The 3,892-nt window shown below is 62.5% G+C and carries 6 protein-coding genes; 4 read left to right on the top strand and 2 right to left on the bottom strand.

Annotation, left to right across the window (positions count from 1 at the left end):
* Positions 1–34 precede the first annotated feature (34 nt).
* Entirely contained in the window at positions 35–316 is a 282-nt protein-coding gene (locus tag GSQ79_RS25105) for a hypothetical protein (RefSeq protein WP_158811491.1), read from the bottom strand.
* Positions 317–513: 197 nt separating this feature from the next.
* On the opposite strand from GSQ79_RS25105, the gene GSQ79_RS25110 reads away from it, so the two are divergent.
* The 4 genes from GSQ79_RS25110 (at position 514) to GSQ79_RS25125 (ending at position 3,466) form a co-directional block, all read left to right on the top strand.
* The gene (locus GSQ79_RS25110) at positions 514–714 is read left to right on the top strand and encodes a hypothetical protein (protein ID WP_158811492.1); all 201 of its coding nucleotides are present in this window, start codon (positions 514–516) and stop codon (positions 712–714) included.
* Positions 715–1,013: 299 nt separating this feature from the next.
* Positions 1,014–1,382, top strand: a complete 369-nt coding sequence (locus tag GSQ79_RS25115; RefSeq protein WP_246725572.1) for a transposase — start codon at positions 1,014–1,016, stop codon at positions 1,380–1,382.
* Entirely contained in the window at positions 1,379–1,684 is a 306-nt protein-coding gene (tnpB, locus tag GSQ79_RS25120) for an IS66 family insertion sequence element accessory protein TnpB (protein ID WP_158811494.1), read from the top strand. Before GSQ79_RS25115 ends, tnpB begins: the two co-directional genes overlap by 4 nt.
* Positions 1,685–1,813: 129 nt before the next feature.
* The gene (locus GSQ79_RS25125) at positions 1,814–3,466 is read left to right on the top strand and encodes an IS66 family transposase (RefSeq protein WP_158811495.1); all 1,653 of its coding nucleotides are present in this window, start codon (positions 1,814–1,816) and stop codon (positions 3,464–3,466) included.
* Positions 3,467–3,511: 45 nt separating this feature from the next.
* Here the strand turns inward: GSQ79_RS25125 and GSQ79_RS25130 are convergent.
* The coding region (locus GSQ79_RS25130; RefSeq protein ID WP_246725573.1) for an NUDIX hydrolase at positions 3,512–3,892 on the bottom strand (381 nt) is incomplete at its 5' end.

The raw sequence follows: 3,892 nt of genomic DNA on the forward strand, positions 1-3,892 counted from the left end.
TGTGGATTGATCCGAGCTTGCGTCTTGAACTCCCTCAGGAAGCATAGGCTTGGACCGGATCATCGGCGAGAAGGTGCAGGAACCGCGTGCTGGCGAGTGTCGCGATGCTTTCTGCGTCCATGTGGGTTTCTACCTTGCCTCCGGCCTTGATGCGTTTGGTGGCGATCGCCAGGATGATCTTTGCAAGCTTGATCTGCGCCGCCGCATCAATGATGTAGACGCCTCCCACCGCGATTACCGCCTGCGTGTAGGCGTTGGTCAAGATCGCTGCCTGTGCCGGGTCGAATGAACTCTTCTCGAATACGCTGGTCAGCATAGAAGCGATCTCGGAGGCGGCCGACCGAGATGGCAGACACAATCTTTGGCTACGCTAGCAAGGACCGGACCTCTGATCGGACAACTTCCTATAGAGCGCACGCCGCGCTTCTGCCTGAACGCAGATGCCGCACTCGCCATCGCAGGGTAGCCAGCGTACCCTCTTGCGAAAGGCCTGAACAACAACTGGACTTAGCCATGGTGACGATCGATCACCTTCGCGATGCGTGGACCTACGCACTTATCGAAATCGATGCCGCGATAGCGCATCTTGAGTCAGATCTGGACCAAGGAGCTTGCGATAATCTTTCCAGGGCCGCCGGGGCATGGCTGACCAAGCTGCGCCGTGATCGGGATGAGTATAACGCGTTGCTGAACGACCATCCCCCGCCCCTATGAAATGCCGGAACGGACGGAAAGGCGCCCTGTCATCAGCCCAGAGCGCCCGTTCCACCAGCTTGCGCCACGACGCTGATCGACGCGACGATCTCGTGCGTAATCGCAGCTTGGGGGGAGCCTTAAGTGGCCGAGAGCCCAAGCTGGACGATGATCGCTTGCAGCCCTGTTTCCTCCACGAGCGCAGTTGCTTCGTATGCCTCCGTTGAGGGCCGTCTTGCGGGACACGGGTCTTCGCGCTGAGAACAGCGCTTATGGACAGTCATACGATCAGTGCTCCGAGGCGGCTTGAGGTTGTCGAGATGGGCCGGCGCCGCCGCTGGTCGGATGATGAGAAGCTTCGGATCGTCCTCGAAAGTCTTTCGGGCCCGCGCCTTGTTTCGGTGACGGCTCGACGTCACTGGATCTCGCGATCCTTGTTGGTGATATGGCGTCGCGTTTTCCTCGCGGAGCAGCGACAAGCTGGGTCGGTGCCGGGGTTTGTTCCGGCCATGATAGTGCCGGAGCCGACGCACGCGTCCTCGCTACAAGCGAAGCCCTATTCAGAGCCTGCTCGATCGTGCGAAGGGCGGATCGAGATCGTGTTCGTAAGCGGGCGGCGGGTCGTCATTGATCCTAATGTCGACCCAGAAGCATTGGCGCGCGTCATCAACGTCGTTGATCGGCGATGATCCCCGTCCCGTCGGGTGTGCGTGTCTGGCTGGCGGTCGGTGCCACCGATATGCGGCGCGGCATGAACGGCTTGTCGCTGCAGGTCCAGGAAGCTCTGCGGCGCGACCCGCATGGCGGCGATCTCTACGTTTTCCGTGGACGTCGCGGGGATCTGATCAAGGTCCTCTGGAGCGACGCGCATGGTGTCTCGCTCTACGCCAAGCGGCTGGAGCGCGGGCGGTTCATTTGGCCCTCGCCAGCCGATGGCGTCGTCATGATCACGCCGGCGCAGCTCGCCTACTTGCTGGAAGGCATAGACTGACGCCATCCGCGGCATACATGGCGGCCGACGACAGTCGGATGAAGATGATGGCATCGCAGGTGGCATCTCACTTGTGGATACCTGGGATAACGGCATCGCGGAACCGGTGATCCGTGATTCAATGCTGTCATGACGCCACCGGATGACAGCGAGCCGGATGATTTCGAGAGCCTGAAGCGGCTCCTCGTCATCGAGCGCGCTGCGCGATTGGTGGCGGAGCAAGACGCCGTGCGGGCCAGGGCGGATGCGGCGTTCGCCAAAGCCCAGGTGTCCGGCGCCGAGGCGGTGATCGCCCATTTGAAGCTCGCCATCGAGAAGATGCGACGTGAGCTTTTTGGCAGCCGGTCCGAGCGTGGGCACAAGCTCCTCGATCAGATGGAGTTCGAACTCGAAGACCTCGAAGCGACGGCGGCACAAGACGAGGTGGCCGCCACGCGGGCCGACATCTCTCTGGTCTCGGTGCATCGGCGGCGTTCGGGACGACGGCCGTTTCCCGATCATCTGCCGCGGGAACGCGTCGTCATTCCCGGCCCGAGTTCATGCCTGTGCTGCGGATCGTCCCGCCTCGCCAAGCTCGGCGAGGATATCACCGAGACGCTGGAGGTCGTGCCGCGCCAGTGGAAGGTGATCCAGCACATTCGCGAGAAGTTTACCTGCCGCGTCTGCGAGACGATCAGCCAAACGCCCGCGCCATTCCATGTCATCCCGCGCGGTCATGCTGGGCCAAGCCTGCTGGCGATGATCCTCTATGCGAAGTTCGCGCTACACCAGCCGCTCAACCGTCAGAGCGAGACCTACGCCCGTGAAGGCATCGACCTACCATTGCCGACCCTTGCCGACCACGTCGGCGCCTGTGCCGCCGTGCTGGCGCCACTGGCCGAACTCATCCGCGCCCACGTGATGGCGGCGGACCGCATCCATGGCGATGACACGCCAGTGGCGCTGTTAGCCAAGGGGAGGACGATCCAGGCTAGACTGTGGGCCTATGTCCGCGACGATCGTCCATTCGGCGGTGCCGATCCGCCGGCCGCGTTCTATGCCTTCTCGCGCGATCGAAAGGGCGAACATCCCGCGCGCCATCTCGCGGGCTATGCCGGGATCCTGCAAGCCGATGCTTATGCCGGGTTTAATGCGCTCTACAAGGCCGAGCGCCGGCTGGGCCCGATCATCGAGGCTGCCTGCTGGAGTCACGCCCGGCGCAAGTTCTTCGTCCTCGCCGACATCATGAGCAAGGTCCGCTCGCGTAAGCCAGTTATTGTCGCGCCGCTAGCGCTCGAAGCCATTCGCCGGTTTGATGCCATCTTCGAGGTAGAGCGATCTCTCAGTGGTTTGCCACCCGACTTTCGACGGGAGGGACGTCGAATGAACGTCACGCCGCTTGTCGAGGGCCTGGAGCGCTGGATGCGTGCTGAGCGGTGCAAGTTGTCCCGCCATTCCGATGTCGCCAAGGCGATGGACTACATGCTGACGCGCTGGCCGGCGTTCACCGTATTTCTAGAAGACGGGAGGATCTGCCTGTCCAACAACGCGGCCGAACGTGCGCTACGCGGCATCGCCCTCGGCCGCAAGGCCTGGCTGTTCGCTGGTTCGGAGCGCGGCGGCGATCGCGCGGCGCTCATCTACACATTGATCCAGACAGCGAAGCTCAACAACGTCGATCCCCAAGCCTGGCTCGCCGACGTTCTGGCCCGCATCGCCGATCAGCCCGCTCGCCGCCTCGTCGACCTATTGCCGTGGAACTGGCGTCGGCTTCCAGACAACCAGGTCGCGGTCGCAGCCTGATCTCGAGAGTCGACAACCCGATAGCCTGCGGTCTAGGCCGGATGCTTACGTTGCTGCCAAAACGCTGAACCACGTGGCGACCCTCTGGCCCTTCTCGCGCCAGTCAGTAAGCTGCCGTTCGACATGCAACAGGTACACAGCCACCTCGCAGAGGTGGAGGGTGGAGACACCCTTCTTCCAATACTGATAGGTGCCAGCTAGCTCCTTGCTGACCCGGCCGACGACGCCGGCCTCTTCCAGAGCCTCGCGCTCGGCGGCCTTATGATCCTTGAAGCCTCTCATGGGCCAACCCTTGGGGATGGTCCAACGCCGCGAGCCGCGGGACGTAATGAGGAGGACACGCATCTCACCATCGTCAAGGCGTAGGGGCAGTGCTCCCACCTGATGGTGCGTTTTCGCTTTTTTGGTGAGCTTGGTGATCGCGAC

Source organism: Beijerinckia sp. L45 (assembly GCF_009765775.1).
Taxonomy (GTDB): domain Bacteria; phylum Pseudomonadota; class Alphaproteobacteria; order Rhizobiales; family Beijerinckiaceae; genus RH-AL1.